Here is a 20,150-nt window from a genome sequence, read left to right as displayed (position 1 = left end):
GAGAACAATCATGAATAGCCGGCGCGCCGACATTCAGGGCAAGCAAACACCCGCCGGGCGGCGTGGACGGCCCAGCCTGTCCGTGCTCAACGGCGAAGAACGGTGCAGCGCTAGGCTTGCGACCGCCGATAGGGGTGGAACAACTGCAGCAGCCAGGGCTTCTGCGCCAGCACCAGACTGACGCCCACCCGTTCCTGCGGCGACAAGGTGGCGTCACGCGCCAGCAGCGCATCGAACTCGCGCGCCACTTCTTCAAGCCGCTGCCGCAACTGCTTGATGCCATCGATGCTCAGACTGCCGCTAAGCAACAGCAGCGCATCCTGCTCGCCGTCGAAGGGATCGGCGAAATAATCGCCCAGCAATGTATGCCGGAAATAGCGTTCCATGGGGCCGTCCGCACGCCAACGGAAATTGCGCGCGGTCAAAGCGCGCCCGCGGTTCCCGGGCATCAGTTCGATGATGCCCAATCGATCCAGCTTCACCAGCAGCCCCGTCCATTGCGCTTGGGTGAAGCCGAAGTGCGCCAGCACGTCGTCCTGGCGCCAGCGATTGAGGGTCAGGAACAGCGCCAGCAACAGTGCAGGCTCGCTGACCAGCGCTTGCTCCTGCGCCTCGCTCAGGCGCGCCATGGCTGTGCGTCCACGTGCCGCTTCAGCACTCAATTCGGCCAGGCCTACGTCCAGCACGTCGCAGATCTGTTCCAACCGGAGCAGGCTCATCGCCCGCCGCGAGAACATCCGCTTCACTGCGGCCTCACTGAGCTTCACCCGCGCCGCCAAATCGCGGTACGTCATTCCCTGAGCGCGCAGACAGCGCTTCAGTGCGTCAATCAAGTCGAAAGAGACAGCCATGAGTAGCGGATTCCTATACCTTTCGTTCCGCGGGAGCTTACCTTGTCGATGATGCTTGAGCATTGTCTCGGCGCGTGCCCACTCTCCGGCATCAATGGAGACACTCTTATGGCAAGCCCGAACTCCCTGCTTCTGACCGCACTTACCTGGGCCGCGGCAGGTCTCGCCTTTCCGACGGCAGCCGCGCCTCAGTCCGACGGCGCCAGCCGGCAGTCGCAGGCCAGCTTGGCGGCTTCGGTCGAAGTACCCATCGCCGTTGCCCATGCGCTGTCGCATGGCGCGGCGGCTGTGGTCTCGGGCGTCGCGGTGTTGGGTGGCAGCGTAGCCGTCACTGTTTCCGTGGCGGCGGTCGGTGCGTCATTCGTGGTCTATCTGTCGACGGAAGCGATTCATCGATTGGGAATCGTGGCGGGCACTGCGATCAGCGTTACCGCGGTGGCCACTGGGTGGATATTGAGCGCCGCCGGGGAAGCGTTGTGCTTCATCGGCAATGACGCCGTGCGCCCGCACATTCACAGCCACCGTTACGGCAACTAAGCGCGATGAAACACTTGCTTATTGCCTTGGTGTTGCTGTTATCGCAACTGCTGTCAGTTGCCGATGCATATGCGGGTGACGCCTGCGTTGAGCAACACGTCGCTCCCCACAAAGTCGCGGCAGCGGCGCAGACCGCATTGTTGGCAGTGGCGGCACTGGACAAAGCCGACGCGCCGGTGGCGTTGATCGCCCGTGTCGGCACCGACCTGTCCAAGCATGGCTTGGTCTACAGCCACGCCGGCTTCGCTGTGCGCGATCACGCGCATGGACGCTGGACGGTTGTGCATCTATTGAACGAATGCGGTAGCGACCGCTCCAGCCTTTACGCACAAGGCCTGGTGAATTTCTTTTCCGATGATCTGGTCAACCAGGATCTGCGGATCGTCTGGTTCAAGCCCGATGTGGCGAAGCGGCTCGCCGAAAGGATCAAGCAAATGCCGCGTCACAGCCTGCACCATCCGCGTTACAACCTGATCGCACGCCCAGGCAGCCGCGACTACCAGAACTCCACCGCCTGGATCGTTGAAACGATGGCAAGTGCACTGGCAGGCCACGATTTTTACGACCGTGCCACCGCTTACACCTTCGCCCGCAGCGACGGCTTCGTGCCGGACATAATCCATATTCCGTATTCAAAACGCGTTCTTGGTGGACTCTTTTCGGCGAACACCGTATTTACCGACCATCCGGTCGCGACGCGGCTATCGGGCGACTATCCGGTAGTCACGGTGCGTTCGATCTTCCATTATCTGGATAAAGCCGGATATATCGAACGTCAGCGGGAATGGCGTGATGGCGAGTTGCAGGTGCGGATTGGGCCTGCGTGAGTGCGATGCCTCTAATGTAGAGCCGAGATCCTATGCTGACTGTCAACCGGTCGTAACGGCAGCGTCGACATAGCATCCTAGTGGGAGTGGTGCCGGCATGCCGGCGCCGGTGAGTCGCGACCGGAAACATCAACGTCGCGACTCACGTCGCTCCCACAAGGAATTCATCCGTGCCTTTGTAGAGCCGAGCTTGCTCGGCTGCTTCTAACATCAGACGAAGAGCAGCCGAGCAAGCTCGGCTCTACGATAAAGCTAGGTCGGAATCAACGTCGAAATGACGTGTTCCAGATACGCCTCGAACTCATCGTGCGACATTCGCGGCTGTTGCAGCTGTAGCGACAGTTGCAGAAAGCCCACGTAAGCGGCATAGGTCAGACGGGCGCGGTGATGCGCATCGGTTCGGCCTAGCCCCGCCTGCCGAAAGGACGCAACCAGATATTCAAGACGCCGCTGCGATACGCGATTGATCACCGGCTGCACCGCAGGATGATCCAGCGCTTTCAGCAGCTCGCTATAGATGATGTGCGGTTTGACTTCGTGACCGACCAACTGGAACAGCGCGCGCAGACGCTCGCGCGGATCGGGCACTTTTTCCAGATTGCCGAACACGCTTTCCTGTTCGACCACTTCCCAGCGTTCCAGCGCCGCTTGCAACAGCGCATCGCGAGAGGGGAAATGCCAATAGAAACTACCCTTGGTGACGCCCAACCGGCGCGCCAACGGCTCCACCGCGACAGCCGAGACGCCCTGCTCGGCAATCAGATCCAGCGCCGCCTGGGCCCAATCTTCGGCGCTCAAGCGGGAGCTGCGAGCAGGAGAGGCGCTAGTGGATTCGGAAGCGGATGTTGTCATATTCGGCATTTAACCATACGCCGAGGTTTGTTGCGGTACGTTTGCTGCAACGCAACACAAAATTAATAAAAATCATAGGCTTGTACAGCCACGGTTGTTGAGAAACCGATTGACTGCTCTAAATTCAGAGGTCCATACTAGACCGTATGGTTACGCCTCAGTCCTCCACTTCGTATTCGTCGGCCGAGCCGTTCCCCGGACCGGGCGAAGCCGCCACGTCGCGCCTTACCGGCGCCGGCGGAATATCGCTGGCCACCAGCACCTTTCCTTCCATGGCTGCAGCGCTTCAGACCGACCCTGCCCTGGTCTATGCGCACGGTTTCGGACAGACCCGCGGGGCTTGGTCGCGCACCGGCCATCAACTGGCTGCCCACGGCTATACCGGCCTGGCCTATGACGCCCGCGGCCATGGCGGTTCGGAGCGCAATCCCGCCGACTTGCCCTACGCGGGGGAACAGTTCGCCGACGACCTGATCATCGTCGCTGGGGAGCGGGCGCAACCGCCCGTGTTGGTCGGTGCGTCGATGGGCGGATTATTCGGACTGATCGCCGAGGCACGTTGGCCAGGACTGTTCCGGGCCATGGTGTTGGTGGACATCACCCCGCGCTGGGAACAGGCCGGCATGCAGCGCATTCTCGGGTTCATGACCGCCTTTCCCGACGGCTTCGAGTCGCTGCATCACGCCAGCGACGTGATCGCCGCGTACCTGCCGCATCGCCGCGCCCGCAAATCCCCCGAAGACCTGCGCGAGCTGTTGCGCGAAGGCGAAGACGGCCGCTGGCGCTGGCACTGGGATCCCCGTCTGGTCGATGAACTGGCACGCGATAGCGCACAGCATCAGGACGCTATCGCCGACGCGGCGCGCGCCATCCAATGCCCCATACTGCTGATCAGCGGCGGGCGCAGCGACCTGGTGTCGGAAAAAACCGTCGAGGAATTCAAGTCGTTGGCGCCGCATGCGCGCCACGCGTACTTGCCGGAAGCCACACACATGGTGGCTGGCGACGACAACGATGCTTTCAGCGCCACCGTACTGGAATACCTGGCCGATCTGCGGACCGCCAGCGTCGCAAATGAATCCGACGTCGCCGAGGACGTCACTGAATCCGTTACCGGAGCAAGCCCATGAGTTCGCTTTTCAGCATTGCCGCCCCGTTCCTCGCCTTCCTGCTGGCGGGCGCTTTCGCCGCTTACCATCGCTTGCGCTTGGCGTACTGGGCGGCGATCACCGCCACTTTGCTGGTGGCCTGCTGGCTGCTGGGTGCCCACCCGACCGCCACGATCATCGCTGCGATTATCGTCGCTGCCATCGCGGTACCGCTGCTGATCCCGGCCATCCGCAAGCCGCTGATCACCGCGCCGCTGCTGGGCTTCTACCGGAAGATCCTGCCGCCGTTGTCGCAGACCGAGCGCATTGCGTTGGAATCGGGCTCGGTAGGTTTCGAAGGCGAACTGTTTTCCGGCGATCCGGATTGGAACCAGCTGCTCTCGCAGCCCAAACCGGTACTGACGGCCGAAGAGCAGGCATTCCTGGATGGCCCGGTGGAAGAACTGTGCCGGATGACCAACGATTGGGAAATCACTCACGTCCATGCGGATCTGCCGCCGGAAATGTGGGAGTTCATCAAGAAGAACAAGTTCTTCGGCATGATCATTCCGAAGTCCTATGGTGGTCTTGGCTTCTCCGCGCTGGCGCACCACAAGGTCATCCAGAAGCTGGCGTCGGTGTCCAGCGTGGTCAGTTCCACCGTGGGCGTACCCAACTCGTTGGGCCCAGGCGAACTGCTGATGCATTACGGCACCGAGCCGCAAAAAGATTACTACCTGCCGCGCCTGGCCGATGGCCGCGAAGTGCCCTGCTTCGGTTTGACCGGACCGTTCGCCGGCTCCGATGCCACGTCGATTCCTGATTACGGCATTGTGTGCGCAGGCGATTGGAACGGCGCCAAAGTCGTTGGCATCAAACTGACCTTCGACAAGCGCTACATCACCCTGGCGCCGGTCGCCAGCATCATCGGCCTGGCCTTCCGCATGTACGATCCGGATGGCTTGCTGGGCGACAAACGCGACCTGGGCATCACGCTGGCGCTGATGCCGCGCGAAACGCCCGGGGTAGAGGTCGGCCGCCGTCATTTTCCGCTGAATTCGCCATTCCAAAACGGGCCGGTACGCGGACAGGAAGTGTTCCTGCCGCTGTCGCAGATCATTGGCGAAGAAAAAGGCATCGGTGAAGGCTGGCGCATGCTCAGCGAATGCTTGTCGATCGGCCGCTCCATCACCCTGCCCTCCACCGCCAGCGGCGGCGCCAAGCTGGGCGCGGTAGTGACAGGCGCCTACGCGCGCATCCGCAAGCAGTTCGGCCTGTCGATAGGTCGCTTCGAAGGCGTTGAAGAGGCGCTGGCGCGCATTGCCGGCAAGGCTTACGCGATCAGCGCACTGTCGCAGGCCACGGCCGCCGCGGTGGATCGTGGCGAAAAGCCCGCGGTGCCGTCGGCCATCGCCAAGTACCACTGCACGTCGATGAGCCGCGAAGTCGTGAAGGATGTGATGGACGTGGTGGGCGGCAAAGGCATCATCCTGGGGCCGCGCAACTTTGTGGGCCGCGCGTGGCAGGCATCGCCGATCGCCATCACGGTGGAAGGCGCCAACATCATGACCCGTAGCCTGCTGATCTTCGGACAAGGTGCCATCCTGTGCCATCCGTGGGTACTGAAGGAGATGAAAGCGGCGCAGAATCCCGACGTCGCCGCTGGCATCGATGAGTTCGATCGCAACCTGTTCGGCCACATCGGCTACGCGATCTCGAACGCAGTGCGGTCGTTCTGGTTCGGACTGACCGCTGCCCGCTTCGGCAGTGCGCCGGGCGATGAGTACACCCGCCGCTTCTTCCGCAAGTTGGATCGCTACTCCGCCAATCTGGCATTGATGGCCGATATATCGATGCTGACGCTGGGCGGCAAGTTGAAGTTCAAGGAATCGCTGTCCGGCCGTCTGGGCGACGTGCTGAGCCATCTGTACATGACCAGCGCCATGCTGAAGCGTTACCAGGACGAGGGCGCGCCGGTCGCCGATCGCACCTTGCTGGCATGGGCCTTCCATAACAGCGTGCACGAAATGGAACTGGCGCTGTCGGCGGCATTGCGTAACTTCCCCATCCGTCCTGTCGGCTGGCTGATGTGGGCGTTGATCTTCCCGTGGGGCCGCCGCGCAGAAGCGCCCGGCGACCGCCTGAGCCATCGCGCCGCGGCGCTGTTGATGACGCCGAACGAAGCACGCGACCGCTTGGCCCAAGGCGTGTTCACCACGCCGTGCGAGAACAATCCGGCCGGCCGCATTGACAGCTACCTGGCCAAAGCGGTGTTGGCAGAACCGGTGGAGCGCAAGTTCCTGAAGGCGCTGAAGACCAAGGGCATCGAAGCGCTGGACTTCACTTCGCAGCTGGAAGAAGCCGTAAGCGAGGGCTGGATCACCGCCGACGAACGCAAGCAATTGGAAGAGTTGCGCGTGATGACGCTGGACACCATCACCGTGGACGACTTCGATCCGCATGAACTGCGTGCGGCCAGCTATTACGACCAGCACAAGCCGCACGACAAATCGCGTGCTGCGGCGTGATCCAGCCCCTCCCCTTGCGAAGCAGGGGGAGGTTGGGAGGGGGTAGCCGGAGCCGGCAAGCATTCGGCAAAAAATTATGTCGAGTGCTGGCCCTTCTCTTCCTCGCTCAACCCTAGCGAGCCGGCAACTATATCGGCTCCATACGCTCTCCCTCCCTCAGCGGCTGTGATGAAACCGAGACTTCCCAATGAGCGCCGACGTTCTGCAGATCTACCGCAAGCTAGACAGCAAACCATTTGGAAAGTGGCTGTTCTCAAAGCTGATCTGTTTCAAGGCGCCGTATTTCGGAAGCATCGGTCCACGTGTCTTGGTGCTGGAGCCCAACCGTGGCGAGGCTCGCATCACTCATCGCCGCAAAGTCACCAACCACCTGGGCACCGTGCATGCCATCGCGCTGTGCAACCTGGCGGAATACATTGGCGGGTTGACCACGGATGTCAGCATCCCTAAATCGATGCGCTGGATTCCAAGAGGGATGACTGTCGAATATCTGAAAAAAGCTGTGGGCACGATGCACGCCGTCGCCACACCGGCATTCACGCCGCACGAATCCGCCGAAGGTTATGAGTTACCGATGGACGTATCCATTGCCAATCCACAGGGCGAAGCGGTGTTTCGCGCCCGTATCAGCATGTGGGTGTCGCCAAAGCCAGCACGCACGCCTCATTGAGCATCCGACTTAGGGGAACGGCCATGTCTCGTGATCTAGCAATCCAGCTCGCCGGCCTGCATAGCTTCGCTTTCGCCCTGTTCCATATGGGCTTCTGGAAACTATTCCGCTGGGATCGCGAATTGGCAAAAGTTGGCCTCGCTACTCGCGCCATCACTCAAATACTCAACTTGCGCCTGATCTATGTGCTCCTGGGAGTGGGAGCGCTTTGCTTCCTGTTCACCCGCGAGCTGCATACAACACCGCTGGGACGTGCTCTGCTGGTGTTTATGTCATTGTTCTGGGTAGGGCGAACCATCGAGCAGTTCGTTTTTTTGCGCGTCAACCGGCCGATGGTGCATGTGCTGACGGTGCTGTTCGTGATTGGCGCGGCGCTGTTCGCATTGCCATTGTTGCCCTTGTAGGAGCAACTATCTTCTTCCGCCCGTGATCTTGTAGGAGCGGCGTCCCGCCGCGAGCTTTTCGCATTTTTCGTTATCTGGCAGGAAGAGCTCGCGCCGGGACGGCGCTCCTACATGGATGCGAGCACGGCAGTCATCGCCGCAATGGCCGGAATTCCCTGCACAAAGAAAATCCGCTTGTTGACGCTATAGGCGCCATAGAGCCCAGCGACGATGACGCAACCCAGGAAGAACAGCACGACGTTCCACTGTGCTGTGCACAGGCCCCAAATGAGGCCCGCGGCAAGAAAGCCGTTGTACAACCCTTGGTTAGCCGCCAGAACTCGAGTGGTCTCCGCCTTCTCCGGCGTGTTGCGGAACGTCTTCAGCCCCAGTGGTTTGGTCCACAGGAACATTTCCAGCACCAGGAAATACAGGTGCAGCAAAGCCACCAGCCCAACCAAAATCTGCGCAAGCCACATCATTCAACTTCCCCTGCCATCGGCTTGGCAACAGCATAACGGCAAGACGTAATCAGTGAGCGTTGCGGGCGTTACTTTGCCGCGCGCGCATGCCAGGCTTTCAATACTTCCGCTTCGCGTTCGGCGGAAATCCCGGCCTTCGGCTTGGCGCGGCGCTCTTCCGGCAGCGACAGCCACCACTGCAACGTATCGCGCACGGTGGTTTCCAATGGCCGATAGGTCAATCCCGCCGCCTGTGCACGCGCGATGCTGCGTTGGCCGAAGCCCGCGTATTCGCCGCGTGCGGGGACCCAGGCCGGTATGTCCTGCCAAGCGCTGACTTTATGTTCTTCGAGAAAGTCGGCCGGCACCCAGGTGGCGATAGACGTGGCTTCCGGCGGCTGCTCGCAAGGCGCACGCACGCATTGGATGCCGTTCGCGCTTGCCGCGGCCGCCTGGCTGGCAGCCAGCACGGCGCCCATGGTCAGCGTGCCGGCCGGAGCATCCGCATTGAAGACATCGAAGTTGCGGGTTTCGATGAGATGCACGAGGAACGCCGCCAGATCGCGCACGTCGATCACCTGCGTGGGATCTTCGGATGAACCAGGCGCCAGTATCTCGCCGCCTCGTGCGGCGCGCGCCGGCCAGTAGGTGAACCGATCGGTGCTATCGCCAGGACCTACGATCAATCCGGGTCGGACCACCGTGGTACGGCCAGGCAACGCCTTCTCCGCCGCCTGTTCGCATAAGGCCTTTAAAGGGCCATAAGTCTCGCCTGTGATTTCCGTGACCGTCGGGTCGGGAATGGTGCCCACCGCCGCGGTTTCGTCAGCGCCCGGCCTGCTGTTGTCGGCGTAGACCGAGATGGAGGAAATGATGACGTACTGCCCCACGCGCGGCGCCAGCAGTTCCGCCGAACGCTTCACGTCGCCTGGCAGATAAGCGGACGTATCCAGCACTGCGTCCCAGCGTCGCTTGCCTTCCAGTGCAGACAGGTCGGTCTTACGATCGCCATGCAGCTGCTCGATGTCCTTGAACTCTTCGCCACTAAAACGAGTGGGATTGCTCTTGCCGCGATTGAACAGCGTCAGCTTGTGGCCTTTGGCGCGAGCGGCTTCGACGAAGTGCGGTCCCAGGAAACCGGTACCGCCCATCACCAGGATGTTCAGCGGCTTGCCGGCTTTCCTGGTAGCAGCCTGGATGGCGTTGGGCAGCGCCAGCCAGGCGGTGGCGGCGGAAGCGATGATGAGGAATTCTCTGCGACCTTTCATGGGTCCGTTCCTGTCGGTGCCGCCGCTGCGGCGCGTTCGGAGGGCAGCTTGGACTCCTCCCGTAACAACCGCCATGCGCCGAAAGTCATACCCGCAGCAGCCAGCAAGCCGGCCGCGAAGACCACGCTGGAGCCGAACGCGGAAAGCAATTTGTGCAGCCAGACAAAGCTCAGGTCACCGCCGCGATAGATCACCGTGTCGATCGCCGCACCGGCCTTGTAGCGCCATTCGCGGCCGACCCGGGTATAGATCGTCTCCCGCGCCGGCTTCGCCAGCGAGAATTCGCTAGCGCGGGTGATCACCTGCACGATCGCCACCATCATCGGCAGCGGCGAGGCGGCGAGTAGCGAAAAGCCCAGGATGACCGCGCACCCGGGAATCAACAGCGCCGGAGCGATGCCATAGCGCGACATCAGCAAGCGCGTGAGCGATAGCTGCACCACCAGGGTTAGCGCGTTGACCGCCAGATCCAGGGTGGCGTAGTAGGCGGTGCTGGCGGCAGGATCGGTATAGAAGCGGCGGACGATTGCGGCCTGCTCGTTGTAAAGCAACGTTCCTACCCCCACACCCAGCACCACCATGACCGCCAGCCAGCGCAACAGCGGCTCGCGCACGATCAGTTTCAACCCGGCGAGCACTTCGCCACCCATCGGCACTTCCCCGCTCACCAACTTTCGCTCGTGCTCGCGCGCGACCGCCCATAGGCGCAGGCGCAGCAGGCACAGCAAGCACACGGCCAGGAATCCGGCCGACACCAGCATCAGATTGGCGATGCCGATCTGTCCGACCAGGCCGCGCGTCAGCATCGGTCCTAAAAATGCTCCGAGCGTGCCGGCAGCCCCGATATAGCCGTAGTACTTGCGAGCCTCCACGTTAGTGAAAATATCGGCCATGAAGCTCCAAAATACCGCCACGGCAAACAGGTTGAAGACCGCGGTCCACAGAAAAAAGGCCATGCCTCGCCCGGGCGCGCCAATGTGGAAAAGCGCGTAGAACAGCAACAACGTGACGATGAAGAATCCGTATACCCCCGGCAGGAACACCCGCCGCGGGTAACGGCTGACGACCCAGCCGTATATCGGTTGCAACAGCAGCATGATCAGAAATGTGCAGGTAAACAGCACTTGCAGGGTGAAGTCCTTCAATGCCATGCCGCGTGTCGCGAAGAACTCGATCATCGCAGGCGGAAACACTGCCTGGACGTCACTGGAGGCGGCCATTGCTTCTCGCACAGGCCGCAGCACGTAGTAGCCGCTCAGCAAGCAGAAGAAATAGAGGAAAGCCCACAGCAGCGGCGGCGATTCGGCCAGCGCCGCTCGGAAGCGGCCCAAGGACCCTGACAACGGGTTGGAGTGACTCATAGATAGTCGCAGACCGTTTGGACTCGGTAATTCACAAGCATCCTTGGTGCCCCGTCACGCGCGCAAGGTATACGATGCACTGCAACATCGCCAGCGGTTTTCCCCCACTCACCGTTCCGAATCCCAAGCTGGACGCACACCTGCGGCCAGCGGGGCGCTCCGCCGAGCATTTGCTCTACGCCCGGCCGATAGGTTCGGACGTTCCTCGCAACAGGTCCGCGCGTGTACGACTACCTCATCATCGGTGCCGGCTCCGCCGGCTGCGTGCTGGCCAACCGCCTGAGCGAAGACCCTGACTGCCGCGTGCTGTTGCTGGAAGCCGGTCCGCGCGACTGGCATCCCTTTATCCATATGCCCGCTGGCTTGGCCAAACTGGTCGGCCAAAAAGGCGTGAACTGGAACTACGACACCGCCCCCGAGCCGCAACTCAACGGCCGACGGCTGTGGTGGCCGCGCGGCAAGGTGCTGGGCGGCTCCAGTTCCATCAACGCGATGTGCTACACGCGCGGCGTTGCGGATGACTACAACGACTGGGCAGCACAAGGCGCCGACGGCTGGGATTGGAGCCACGCACTTCCGTACTTCAAACGCGCCGAACGCAATGCGCGCGGTGCCGGCGCGTTGCACGGCGCCGAGGGCCCGCTGTACGTCTCCGATCTTCGCTATACCAATCCTCTGTCGTCTGCGTTCATCGACGCCGGCCAGCAGGCCGGCTATCGCCGCAACGACGACTTCAACGGTGAAGACCAGACCGGCTTCGGCTTTTACCAAGTGACCCAGAAAGAAGGCGCACGCTGCTCGACGGCGGTGGCCTATCTCGGCCCCGCGCGCGGCCGTCCCAATCTGAAGGTCGTTACTGGCGCATTGGTACGGCGCGTCCTGCTGGAGAACGGCCGTGCCGTAGGCGTCGCTTATGCGCGTGGCGGTCGCGAGATCAAGGCACGCGCTGCCCGCGAAGTGCTGCTGAGCGGTGGCGCCATCAATTCGCCGCAACTGCTGATGCTGTCGGGTATCGGCCCTGCCGATCACCTCCGGCGGCATGGGATCACCGTCAAGGTCGATTCACCGCAGGTCGGACAGAACCTGCAAGACCACCTGGACATCTGCACGCTGCAGTATTCCACTCAGCGCGTCACCTACGACCGCACCAGCGAGCTGAAGACTGCATACGATTATTTCCTTCGCGGCCATAGCGGCCCCGGCAGCAGCAACATCGCCGAAGCAGGCGCTTTCGTGCGTTCGCCGCTGGCGCCGGATCATCGCGCCGATATCCAGTTGCACTTCGTGCCTGCGATGCTGGACGACCACGGCCGCAATCGGCTGGCGGGTGACGGCTACACCTTGCATGCGTGCTTCCTGCGTCCGCGTAGCCGTGGCCGGATCAGCCTCAATAACGCCGATCCACGCACCAATGCGCGCATTGAGGCCAATTACCTGAGCGACCCGGACGGCTTCGACCTGAAGATGATGGTCGAATGCGCCAAGTTGTCCCGCGAGTTGTTCGCGCAGAAGGCCTTCGATGCTTACCGCGGCGCGCTCATCTATCCCTCTCGCAGCGATCTTTCGGATAACGAGCTGGTCGAGTTCATCCGCGCCAAGGCAGAGACGGTCTATCACCCCAGCGGCACCTGCCGCATGGGCAGCGACGAGGCTTCGGTAGTCGATCCGCAGCTGCGCGTGCGCGGTGTGGAAGGGCTTCGTGTTATCGATGCCTCGGTGATGCCGCAACTGATCGGCGGCAACACCAATGCACCGACGATCATGATCGCGGAACGCGCTTCGGACCTGATCCGGAAATTGATCGAAACCGAGCCGGCGTCGGAACGTGCTGTCGAGTCGCTAACCGTAGCCTCCGCCGTGGGCTGATACGTGCAAATCGGCGCGGATCTATCCTTGCTCCAACATCGCCGGCAACGGACAGTGCAGCACCCCGCAGATCGTCCGCAGCAACTCCGACTCCGCCACCCTGACGCGTCCGTCGTGACTGATCGCGGCGGTGATGGCTTCCACCATCACCTGCTTGGCCAGCGGGTCCAATGCATCCAGCGGCTCCCAAACACCATCGAGCGCCAGTACGCCCTCGGCGGGCGGCGCATAGGGCATGTGATCGCGCGGTAATACCCGTTGCAGACCGACCAAATAGGCGCGTTGAGCCTCGGCCGGGTCGGCATTGCCCGCTTGCGCGACGACCGCCAGCAAGGTGGCGAATTCCTGCTTCACGCTGCCGGGTTTGCGGCGGCCGAACCGGGCATACCTGGAAGGGTCCAGCGACTCGCGCAGTTGCACGTGCAGTAGCCGTCCCAGGCAGTACTCGAACAGCGACGTCTTGCCGTCGGCATGCACGGCTGCTTGCACGGTATCCAGGAAAGTTTCCAACGCCGGCCGTGGACGCATTCTCAACAGCGGAAACGCCAGCGCCGCCAATGGCAGGCGCAGCATCGGGTGGAGATCGACCAGGTGTTGGTTGCGGATCTCGGCTGCCTGCCGCGCGATCGCCGGCCCCATGCGCGACGTGATTTCGATCTGCTGCTTGGCTGCGATCTGCGGTGAGGCGTCCAGCAGCAATGCCAACAGCAACGGCATGACCTGTTCGCGCTGCCGGGTTATCGCGGTGAGTTCTGGCGATATCGTGCCCACCATGGCGCCCGCCCGCAGGTAATCGTTCCGCGTTGGCGTGGCCACTTGTGCCGCGACCATGGGCGGCGTGACGTTCATCCGATGCGATACCGCCGGTAGCGGTGGCGGTGTTGCATTGCCCAGCCCCATCGCCAGGTCTTCCTGCAGCCCGTTGGGTGGCGCCACCGACCAGCGGCGCGACAGTTCGTTCAATTGCCCAGGATCGAACAAGGGATCCAACTGGCGAATACGCTCCACCAGCGGTGGATGGGTGGCGAACAAACGCGAGAAGGACCGGCCTTCGCCAAACAGCATGTGGCTGACCTCCTCGGTCTTGGCGGGATCAGCCAGCTGCGAGCCTTCATGCAGGCCGCCGATCTTCTTCAGCGCGCCCGCGAGGCCGACGGTCTGGCGAGTGAATTGTACCGCCGAGGCATCGGCCAACAGTTCGCGCTGGCGGCTGACGCCCGCCTTGATCATGCGGCCGAAAAACAAACCGATGCCACCCACGATCATCGCCACAACCGCAATGACCAGCACCGCCGTACCTTCCTTGCTGCGGCCGCCGCGCCCGAAGATCAGCACGCGCTGGCCGATGATGCTCAGCATCATGATGCCGAACAGCACGCCCATCAGGCGGATGTTCAGGCGCATGTCGCCGTTGAGGATGTGGCTGAACTCGTGGGCGATGACGCCTTGCAGTTCGCTGCGGTTGAGCCGCTCCAGCGCACCGCGTGTCACCGCCACCGCCGCATCGGACGGCGAGTAGCCCGCGGCGAAGGCGTTGATGCCGGCTTCGTGCTCCATCACGTAAAGCTTGGGCACCGGCACGCCAGACGCGATGGCGATCTCCTCGACCACGTTGCGCAGACGGCGCAGCTGCAGATCGGTGCTGTCTTCAGGCACTTCGGTGGCGCCCATCTGCAGCGCCACCGCCTCGCCGCCTCCGCGCAAGGATGCCAGACGGTACAGCGAACCCAGGCCGATGATCGCCAATGTCGCCAAGGTGCTGAAGACCAGCAGGCCGACCACAGCGCCGCCGTCCTCGCGCATCTGACTGCCCAGCAGCACCAGCACCGCAACGTCGACCGCTATCACGATGCCTATCACCGCCAACGCGAACAGCACCACCATGCGCGTTGAAGTGCGCCGTGCGGCTGCTTGGTGTTCGAAGAAGTTCATTGGAAGGCGGGGAATCGGGAAACGCGAAACGGGAGACGTGCGATTCGTCCTGCTGCCGATAGCGGCCGCGTTCTATGACCCGCGGTTCGACCACGGAAATAAACTGCACTGATGCTTCGCTTCATGGCCTCCCCTCTCCTCTCTCCCCATTCCCGTTTCCCGGCTTCTCAGAACTTCACTTTCGGCGCCTCGCGCACTTCGGCCTTATCGGCAGGAATATCCAGCAGTGCGGCGTGCACAAAGTTGAACATTCCTGCGATCACGCTGCTTGGGAATACTTCTCGTTTGTTGTTGTAGCTCATCGCCGCATCGTTGTAAGCCTGCCGCGCGAAGGCGACCTTGTTCTCGGTGGCGGTCAATTCTTCTGTGAGCTGCATCATGTTCTGGCTGGCCTTCAGATCCGGATACGCCTCCACGATTGCCAGCAAACGGCCCAGTCCAGTGTTCAACTGCGCCTGCGCCGCAGCCAGTTGCGCCATCGCTTCCGGATCACCTGGATTGGCTTTCGCTGCCGCCAGGCCTGATTGCGCGGCCGATCGCGCCGCTACTACCGCTTCCAGCGTTTCTCGCTCGTGGCTCAAATAGCCTTTGGCGGTCTCCACCAGGTTGGGAATCAGGTCGAAGCGGCGCTGCAGTTGGACGTCGATCTGGGCGAAGGCGTTCTTGAAGGCATTTCTGGCGGTCACCAGCCCGTTGTAGATGCCGACACCCCACAGCGCCAGGACGATTGCCAGGCCGATAATCACCAGCAAGATGAACAAGATGGACATTAAATCTCTCCTGTTTGTGCAATCTTAAAAACCGGCGCTATTATCCGGAACAGCATGAGCTTACGCAGGGCCGACACACGATGAAAGACAATCCTACACGGCGGCCATTACGAGCCCTGCGCTTAGGACTGGTGGGCATGCTGTTGCCGCTCACCCTTTCGTCCACTGCCCAGACGCCCCTTCGCTGGAATTCCACGGCGACGGTCGACACCACGCAGCACCGCGAAGCGCCTGCGCAACCGATGCCCTACCGTGTCTCGCTGGCGCAACGGCAAGTACTGCCCCCCGCGCAAGGGTTCGACGTCAGGGCGTTCGAGGCCATGGCGCAGCAACTGACGGTCGGCCAGCGCGTGCCGGGCCTGTCGATGACCATCGTGCAGAACGGCCGCGTACTCAGCGCGCGTGGCTATGGCGTGACCGATGTCGCCGCGCCACAGCCAGTCGATTCGCACACCGTGTTCCGCTTGGCATCGCTCTCGAAGGCTTTCGCGGGCACCATGACTGGGCTGCTGGTGGCCGACGGCTCGTTGCGCTGGGATAGCAAGGTCAGCGACTACGTTCCCAACTTTCAGCTGAGCGATCCGCTGGCGACGCGACGCGCCACCGTGGCCGACCTGCTCAGCCATCGCGTCGGGCTGCGTGCCTACAACGCCTACGACAGGGACATCGAAGCCAACGCCGAGTATTACTCCGTGGCGCAGAAGCTGGCGTACGCGCCGCTCGAATGCGCACCCGGCCAATGCTATGCCTACCAGAACGTGGCCTTCAGTCTGATCGGCGATGTGGTCTTCGCCGCCACCGGCAGCTTCTATGATCAGGCGGTCGATCGCCGTATCTTCAAACCGTTGGGCATGAACGACGCCAGCATCGGACTGACCGGCATCCAGAGCAGTGCGCGCTGGGCGCGCCCGCACGTGCGTAGTCGCAACGGTTGGGTGTCCGTGTCGCCCAAGCCCACGTACTACCGTCTGCCGCCCGCGGCCGGTGTCAACGCCAGTGCCAGCGACATGGCGCAATGGCTGATCGCGCAGACCGGGCACCGCCCCGATGTGCTGCCCGCGCCGCTGTTGGCCACGCTGCATTCGCCCATCATCGCCACTCCAGGCGAGATGCGTGCCGGCTGGCGGCGCGAACGTATTTACTCGGCAAGCTACGGCCTGGGTTGGCGAGTGTTCGACTACGCCGGCCAGCAGGTGGTTTTCCACGCCGGCGCGGTGCAAGGCTATCGCGGCCTGGTCGCCCTGGTACCCGGTCGCGATCTAGGTATCGCGATTCTCTGGAACAGCAGCAGCAGCGTGCCGTCGGGCTTGCTGCCCACCATTCTGGATCGCGCCATTGGCTTGCCTGCGCAGCAGTGGCTGGACGTGCCGTACGAAAGCGATCTCCTGATGGCCGATACCCCAGACACGCGCACCAATGACAGCGGTTCGTCCGCCACCCGCGCGGCCGCTTCGCCTGATTGAGTCTGATGGGTTCGCCCAGCCGCGGTTCGGTTGAACCGATCTGCCGGGTGTGTATCGATCCGATGTTGAGGCGAGCCTGCTTGGCGGATTGTCTGCGGTGCCGATGGCATTGAGCAGCGGAGCTCTTCCCAAGGCTCCCCGACGGGAAGCGCCTTTGAGCGGTTGTTCGCAATCTCCTGCCGTTGCGATGGCCACGTTGCTACGGACGCGGCGCTATCGCGAGGCGCGGTTCCGCTCTACAAGAAGCGCCTTTAGGGGCTATTCGCTAACACCCGCCGTTGCAACGGCCTCATTGCGACCGGCCCGGTACTAGCGCGGGCCGCGGCTCGCTTTCCAGCAAAGCCTTCAACTTCGCCAAACCACGCTCGTAGTCTGGGCCGATCATGCTGTCGAACAGCAAACCGAACATACGCGAGATCGGGTTGTATCCGTGGTGGGTGTCGAAGCTCCACGTCAGCCGGGTACCGCTGCCTTCGGGCGCCAGCGTGTATGCCGCTTGCGCTAGGTTGCCGTCGAAGTTCAGCGCAATGCCAACTCGCCGGCCGGGCAGGCTTTCCACAATCTCCTGGCTGCCGCTGCCCACTGATCGATTCCCGGTCCAGCTCATGCGCGCCCCGACACCCGAGGCCGGACCTTCCAACGTGTACTTTGCATCGGGGTCGTACGCGGCCCAAGGCGACCACTCGTGGAAGCGCTGGAACGAGTTGACCGTTGCGAACACTTGCACAGGCGGGCGATCGATCACGACCGAGCGCTCAACATGCGTGCTGGCGGGCAACAGCAGACTACCTGCCACCAGCAGCAATCCCAGCACGACCACAACCGCCAGTCCCATCCTCAAGAACTTCATAACACCTTCCTTCTTCAACCCGGCAACTTCAGACCGGCGACAGGCTACCCCTTCGCGCATAAAAAAACTCTCTCCCCGCTGGGCACGAGGAGAGAGTCATGTTTTTACGGCAATCGGGTTGGCTTAGATCAACGGAGCCGGGGTGGCCGGCAGCGCTACTGGAGCCGCTCGCTTCTTGGACTTTTTGGCAGGCTTCTTAGCGGCCTTTTTTGCGGCCTTCTTCGCCGGCTTCTTGGTTGCTTTCTTGGCAGCCTTCTTGGCGGTCTTCTTGCCAGCGGCCTTCTTGGTGGCTTTCTTGGCAGCCTTCTTGGCAGTCTTCTTCGCTGCCTTCTTGGCCGGACGCTTGGCTACTTTCTTGGCGGCTTTCTTGGTGCCTTTCTTGGCAGCCTTCTTGGTCGCCTTCTTCGCGGCCTTCTTGGCAGGACGCTTGGCTACTTTCTTGGCGGCCTTCTTGGCGGTCTTCTTAGCAGCCTTCTTGGCTACCTTCTTGACTGCCTTCTTGGCGCCGGTCTTCTTAGCAGCCTTCTTGGTGGCCTTTTTAGCGGCCGGTTTTTTCTTCGCAGCTTTCTTCGTTGCCATGTTATGGCTCCTCGTCAGTGAACTATGGATTGGTACATCTGGTACAGCACATCTGCCCTAAGGCAGGCCCAGTTGCAAAAAACGCCGCGGGAGTCGGACCCGCAGACAGCCGCCGCCGCGCCACGCGCGACGAACCGGATTCCTGGAAAGGCGAGCGCAAAACCCGCCTCCCTATAAATACAGAAACACCCGCGTCGCGGAGCGACACGGGTGCGTCAGGTAGAAGGCGTTGCGTTTTTTTGGGGGAAGCGAGCCCTGCGTCCACCGCGATTGGGTTGCGGACGGCTGGCCCTGTTGTCTCTCGCACTGATGTGTTGATTCGACTCACTCGCTTCCGCAGTATGTCTGCTTGGGGCGAAACCTAATCACGCTTTTTCAAGGTGTCAACTGTTTTGCGTAATTTTTTTTCGGGCGCGGCACCCGCTGCGCGGCCGATGAGCGCATCCGACATCCACGCCGACTCGCCCTTGTCCATCGGGCGACGTGCCGAACATGCAAACCTATTTTTGGAAACCCCTATAAATCTAGGTGTTTTTTTAAACACGATGACGGAAGCGTTCGCTGCGTTGTCTTTCGGCGGAATCTTCTTCGCTCTTTCAAGAGCGGCCGGCGCGGCTAAACCTAGCCTAAAAAAAAGTTGTCGGAGCCAGCTTGGATTTCGCGTCGCACAAGCTCGAATGCGCCGATTTGCGCAAAAATTTTTCGGTCCATGAGGCAGTTCGAAGGACGTTCGACGTCGGGTAGCCGACGCGTGCGATCGAACGAACGACACTTCGTTCCCGTGCCGAAGAGCGGAAGAGCGACGCCTACTCCGGGCGCGATGTACTCCTCCGACACAGGAGGCGACGGCTCCCAACGTCGGCGTAGAGCGGAGCTGCGCCTCGCAATAGCGCCGAGTCAGTAGCAATGAGGCGCCGCAACGGCAGGAGATTGAGAGCAGCCGCTTAAAGGTGCTTCCCGTCGAGGAGCCTTGGAGAGCTCGACTGCTTTTTTGACGCACCGCCCTCCAGTTCGCATTGCCTCAGATGCCAAGCGCGTGGATGGAACATCTGTCGAGGAGAAAATGCGGGCTCAGACATCTCTGCCCTATCGCAGCCGGATCAGTAACGGCAATTTCCACCGGCCCGTGGCCAGCGATACGAGTGATGAAAGGGTGAGGATGACGGGCGACGCCGGCTGGAATGCAGTTGGCATATCGCACCGGGGAACTCATCGGGCGAGGAAACCGGAGCCTCAGACCGGCGCATGACTTCTGCATGGCTCGGTGGCGACTGTCCCCGGGTAACGCGCCGTGGTGTGGCCACGCATCGGCGGCAGCGGGAGCGGGAGGAAAGCCGCTGCAATGCCAAACCGCAGAAACAAAAAGGGAGCCGCGGAAGGAGTGGCGATCGCCTATCCTTCCCGGCTCCCTGATCAGAGCGACGCGCTTAGTGGTCGTCGTCTTCCAGAAGCTCGGCGTAGTCGTCGGGAGCGAGCAGTTCTTTGAGCTGGTCCGGCTCCTCGGCTTCGACCACGAAGATCCAGCCTTCGCCATACGCGTCTTCATTGATCGTTTCCGGCTTGTCGGCCAGATCGTTGTTCACCGCGACCACCTTGCCAGTGACCGGGCTATAGACGTCAGAAGCGGCCTTCACCGACTCGACCACGGCAGCGGCCTCGCCCGCTTTGACGTCATCGCCGACGTTCGGTAACTCCACGTACACCAAATCACCAAGCAAACCTTGGGCGTGATCGGAGATGCCAACGGTAACGCGGCCGTTGCCTTCGTTACGGGCCCACTCATGGGACTTGAGGAATAAAAGATCGCCAGGAATCTCATTCATGGGGCTACTCCGGATTCGAACGTGGTCAGGGGACAGGGCGC

At 62.0% G+C, this 20,150-nt stretch carries 18 protein-coding genes; 9 read left to right on the top strand and 9 right to left on the bottom strand.

Annotation, left to right across the window (positions count from 1 at the left end; translation table 11 throughout):
• Positions 1-110: 110 nt before the first annotated feature.
• Positions 111-851: a helix-turn-helix domain-containing protein gene (locus AB6O04_RS00825; protein WP_368561713.1), complete on the bottom strand. Its 741-nt coding sequence runs from the start codon at positions 849-851 to the stop codon at positions 111-113.
• A gap of 108 nt (positions 852-959) precedes the next feature.
• On the opposite strand from AB6O04_RS00825, the gene AB6O04_RS00820 reads away from it, so the two are divergent.
• A complete protein-coding gene (locus tag AB6O04_RS00820; RefSeq protein WP_368561712.1) occupies positions 960-1,388 on the top strand; it encodes a hypothetical protein in 429 nt (142 codons plus the stop codon).
• A gap of 5 nt (positions 1,389-1,393) precedes the next feature.
• Complete coding sequence (locus AB6O04_RS00815; protein WP_368561711.1) at positions 1,394-2,215, top strand: DUF2145 domain-containing protein; 822 nt, start codon at positions 1,394-1,396, stop codon at positions 2,213-2,215.
• A gap of 252 nt (positions 2,216-2,467) precedes the next feature.
• Here the strand turns inward: AB6O04_RS00815 and AB6O04_RS00810 are convergent, their stop codons facing one another.
• On the bottom strand, positions 2,468-3,076 hold the full coding sequence (locus AB6O04_RS00810; RefSeq protein WP_368561710.1) for a TetR/AcrR family transcriptional regulator: 609 nt from the start codon (positions 3,074-3,076) through the stop codon (positions 2,468-2,470).
• 263 nt (positions 3,077-3,339) lie between these two features.
• On the opposite strand from AB6O04_RS00810, the gene AB6O04_RS00805 reads away from it, so the two are divergent.
• From AB6O04_RS00805 to AB6O04_RS00790, 4 genes are all read left to right on the top strand, one after another.
• On the top strand, positions 3,340-4,197 hold the full coding sequence (locus AB6O04_RS00805) for an alpha/beta fold hydrolase (protein WP_368561709.1): 858 nt from the start codon (positions 3,340-3,342) through the stop codon (positions 4,195-4,197).
• A complete protein-coding gene (locus AB6O04_RS00800) occupies positions 4,194-6,683 on the top strand; it encodes an acyl-CoA dehydrogenase (RefSeq protein ID WP_368561708.1) in 2,490 nt (829 codons plus the stop codon). Before AB6O04_RS00805 ends, AB6O04_RS00800 begins: the two co-directional genes overlap by 4 nt.
• 187 nt (positions 6,684-6,870) lie before the next feature.
• Positions 6,871-7,353 (top strand): hotdog fold domain-containing protein, encoded by a 483-nt coding sequence (locus tag AB6O04_RS00795; RefSeq protein ID WP_368561707.1) that lies wholly within the window; start codon positions 6,871-6,873, stop codon positions 7,351-7,353.
• 23 nt (positions 7,354-7,376) lie between these two features.
• Positions 7,377-7,757: a hypothetical protein gene (locus AB6O04_RS00790; protein WP_368561706.1), complete on the top strand. Its 381-nt coding sequence runs from the start codon at positions 7,377-7,379 to the stop codon at positions 7,755-7,757.
• 107 nt (positions 7,758-7,864) lie between these two features.
• Here AB6O04_RS00790 and AB6O04_RS00785 read toward each other — a convergent pair whose 3' ends face one another.
• The 3 genes from AB6O04_RS00785 to AB6O04_RS00775 form a co-directional block, all read right to left on the bottom strand.
• Entirely contained in the window at positions 7,865-8,218 is a 354-nt protein-coding gene (locus tag AB6O04_RS00785; RefSeq protein WP_368561705.1) for a DUF1304 domain-containing protein, read from the bottom strand.
• Positions 8,219-8,286: 68 nt separating this feature from the next.
• Positions 8,287-9,465: an NAD-dependent epimerase/dehydratase family protein gene (locus AB6O04_RS00780; RefSeq protein ID WP_368561704.1), complete on the bottom strand. Its 1,179-nt coding sequence runs from the start codon at positions 9,463-9,465 to the stop codon at positions 8,287-8,289.
• A complete protein-coding gene (locus AB6O04_RS00775; protein ID WP_368561703.1) occupies positions 9,462-10,826 on the bottom strand; it encodes an NTP/NDP exchange transporter in 1,365 nt (454 codons plus the stop codon). The genes AB6O04_RS00780 and AB6O04_RS00775 overlap by 4 nt, the downstream gene beginning before the upstream one ends.
• Positions 10,827-11,048: 222 nt before the next feature.
• Between AB6O04_RS00775 and AB6O04_RS00770 the strand changes: the two genes are divergently transcribed.
• Positions 11,049-12,692: a GMC family oxidoreductase gene (locus AB6O04_RS00770; RefSeq protein WP_368561702.1), complete on the top strand. Its 1,644-nt coding sequence runs from the start codon at positions 11,049-11,051 to the stop codon at positions 12,690-12,692.
• 21 nt (positions 12,693-12,713) lie between these two features.
• On the opposite strand, the gene AB6O04_RS00765 is transcribed toward AB6O04_RS00770, so the two are convergent.
• Positions 12,714-14,624: a M48 family metallopeptidase gene (locus AB6O04_RS00765; protein ID WP_368561701.1), complete on the bottom strand. Its 1,911-nt coding sequence runs from the start codon at positions 14,622-14,624 to the stop codon at positions 12,714-12,716.
• 167 nt (positions 14,625-14,791) lie between these two features.
• Positions 14,792-15,394 (bottom strand): LemA family protein, encoded by a 603-nt coding sequence (locus tag AB6O04_RS00760; RefSeq protein ID WP_368561700.1) that lies wholly within the window; start codon positions 15,392-15,394, stop codon positions 14,792-14,794.
• 80 nt (positions 15,395-15,474) lie between these two features.
• Here AB6O04_RS00760 and AB6O04_RS00755 point away from each other — a divergent pair, with 80 nt between their 5' ends.
• Positions 15,475-16,857 carry a serine hydrolase domain-containing protein gene (locus tag AB6O04_RS00755; RefSeq protein ID WP_368561699.1) on the top strand — a complete coding sequence of 461 codons (1,383 nt, stop codon included), beginning with the start codon at positions 15,475-15,477 and terminating at the stop codon, positions 16,855-16,857.
• 289 nt (positions 16,858-17,146) lie between these two features.
• Here the strand turns inward: AB6O04_RS00755 and AB6O04_RS00750 are convergent, their stop codons facing one another.
• Positions 17,147-17,707, bottom strand: coding sequence for an SRPBCC family protein (locus AB6O04_RS00750; RefSeq protein ID WP_368561698.1), 561 nt, complete (start codon positions 17,705-17,707; stop codon positions 17,147-17,149).
• 175 nt (positions 17,708-17,882) lie between these two features.
• Here AB6O04_RS00750 and AB6O04_RS00745 point away from each other — a divergent pair, with 175 nt between their 5' ends.
• Positions 17,883-18,347 carry a hypothetical protein gene (locus AB6O04_RS00745; protein WP_368561697.1) on the top strand — a complete coding sequence of 155 codons (465 nt, stop codon included), beginning with the start codon at positions 17,883-17,885 and terminating at the stop codon, positions 18,345-18,347.
• Positions 18,348-19,713: 1,366 nt separating this feature from the next.
• Here the strand turns inward: AB6O04_RS00745 and gcvH are convergent.
• Positions 19,714-20,109, bottom strand: coding sequence for a glycine cleavage system protein GcvH (gcvH, locus tag AB6O04_RS00740; RefSeq protein ID WP_368561696.1), 396 nt, complete (start codon positions 20,107-20,109; stop codon positions 19,714-19,716).
• Between the last annotated feature and the right edge of the window lie 41 nt (positions 20,110-20,150).

The sequence above is a fragment of the Pseudoxanthomonas sp. UTMC 1351 genome (genome assembly GCF_040948865.1).
Taxonomy (GTDB): domain Bacteria; phylum Pseudomonadota; class Gammaproteobacteria; order Xanthomonadales; family Xanthomonadaceae; genus Pseudoxanthomonas_A.
The sequence above is the reverse complement of the archived record's forward strand: the minus strand, read 5'-3'. Positions and strand labels throughout refer to the sequence as shown.